This window comes from Bacillota bacterium (genome assembly GCA_040754675.1).
Classification (GTDB): domain Bacteria; phylum Bacillota; class Limnochordia; order Limnochordales; family Geochordaceae; genus Geochorda.
The window spans coordinates 1-1947 of the sequence record JBFMCJ010000692.1 but is presented as its reverse complement, the minus strand read 5'-3'; the positions used below and the strand labels follow the sequence as shown (position 1 = coordinate 1947).

General features: G+C 65.0%; 2 protein-coding genes. Both read right to left on the bottom strand.

What is annotated here, in order from left to right; genetic code table 11:
• A partial coding sequence (locus AB1609_22585; GenBank protein MEW6049222.1) for an ABC transporter permease occupies window positions 1–914 on the bottom strand: 914 nt, incomplete at its 3' end.
• 104 nt (window positions 915–1018) lie between these two features.
• Window positions 1019–1947: ABC transporter substrate-binding protein (locus tag AB1609_22580; protein ID MEW6049221.1), on the bottom strand; the 929-nt coding region annotated here is incomplete at its 5' end.

Sequence of the window (1947 nt, the reverse complement as noted above, 5' to 3'; positions counted from 1 at the left end):
CCGATCATCAGCAGCAAGCTGGAAAACAGCAGTAGCGTCATGGCCAGGTACTGGTCCTTGTTGATGAGCGCATCGTACAGAAGCGGCCCGATGGTCGGCAGATTCAAAACGATGGAACTGATGATGGTGCCGTTGATGAGGTACGGAAGGCTCAAGCCCGCGAGGCTGATGAGCGGGTTGATAGCATTGCGCAGAACGTGCTTGTAGACTACCAGGCGTTCAGGCAGGCCCTTGGCCCTGGCCGTCCGCACGTAGTCTGCTCCCAGTACGTCCAGGAAGTTCGCCCGGGTGAGCCGCATGAGCCCTGCCACACCGTGGAAGCCGATGGCAATGAGCGGAATCCAGAGATGGCCCAGCAGATCCCGGAATTTCGCCCAGCCCCATGGAGCATCGATGTACCGGGCGCTGAAAAGCCCGCCCACGTTGGTGCTGCCCGACCGCAGTGCCAGCCACACGAGCAGCAGGGCCGCCAGAAAGTCGGGCACGGCGTGCCCCAGGTAGGTGACCGCCTGTACCATGAACTCGGTGGCGCTGTTTCGCCGCAGCGCCGTGAAAACCCCCAGGGGGACGGCGACGGCCCAGCTGAAGGCGAAGGTGGCCCCTGCCACCGCCACCGTCCACCCCAGGCGTTCCCAGATCATGCTCACGACGGGGCGGCTCGTGGCAAACGAATAGCCAAAGTCGCCCCGCGTCAGGATTCCCTGTACCCACCGCGCGTACTGCACGTAAAGGGGCCTGTCCAGGCCGAGCTGGACGCGGACCCGCTCGACGGTCTCCGGGCTGATCCTCGGGTCGTCCAGGTACTGCGTCAGGAAGTCGCCGGGCTGCAGCTTGATCGTGATGAAGGAGATGATGGAGCTGATCCAGAGCACCAGCAGCATCAGCATGACCCGCCGCAGCACGTAGGCCCGCACGCGCCCGTTCCCCCCGACCCTCGTTCCCGCTTCCCGAGCTCAGGCCCGCATCGGCCCGGGCCGTCCGCCCGCCGTGTGCCGCTACACCGACCCTGCTCCCGACCTCACCTTCGTACGAACACCGTGGAATTGCTCCACAGGATCAGGTGAGCCTCGGGGTGGACGAAGACGTTGCCGACCTGGTTCGAGGCCACCGTTGCCACGCCGGGCTTCACGACCATGATGACATCGAGGTTCTGCGCGAACAACCGCTGCCACTCCCCGTAGAGCTCCCGGCGCTTCTGCTGGTCATCGGTCACCTCGGCCTGCTGGAAGAGGTCGTAGATGGTGCGCTCCCAATCGAACATCTCGTCAAGCTTCGGGGTCTCGCCTTCTTTTGCGGGCTGCACGGAACGGTGCCAGTAATGAAGCGACGTCCCCGGCTGCCAGATGTCCTTGCGCAGCTGCGGGTCGGGCTGGTCGCCGTAGGCCATGAGCACGGACTGGAAGTTGCCCGCCAGCGCGGTCTGGAACACCGTGCTGAACGTGAGTCCCTGGAGATCGACTTTGACCCCGATGGAGCCGAGGTCGTTTTGCAGGATGGTCGCGATGGCCGGGTAGACCGCCGAGTCACTTGCATAGGTGAGCGTGAACCGCACGGGCTTGCCGTTCGGGATGCGGCGCACACCATCCGGCCCGGGCTTGAGCCCGAGATCGTCCAGAAGCGCGGCTGCCTTTTTGAGGTCGTAAGTGCCGAGGTACTGCGTCGTATCGGCCCAGAAGAACGTTCCTGGCGCCACGCCGTGCCCCGGCAGCGCGGCCAGCCCGTTGTAGACGTCGTCGATGATGCGCTGCCGGTTAAGGGCGTACTGCATGGCCTGGCGGAACTTGAGGTTGTGGAAGAGCTGGCGCAGGTCCGGGTCCTTCTCGTCGTAGTTGAACGCCCAGTGGATGGTCGAGGGCACCCCGTACAGGCCGCGGCCCGCCAGCGCCTTGAAGCCTGCGCCCGCGAGCTCGCGGCGCTTCATGTCCGGATACTGCGCGCCGCCGACCC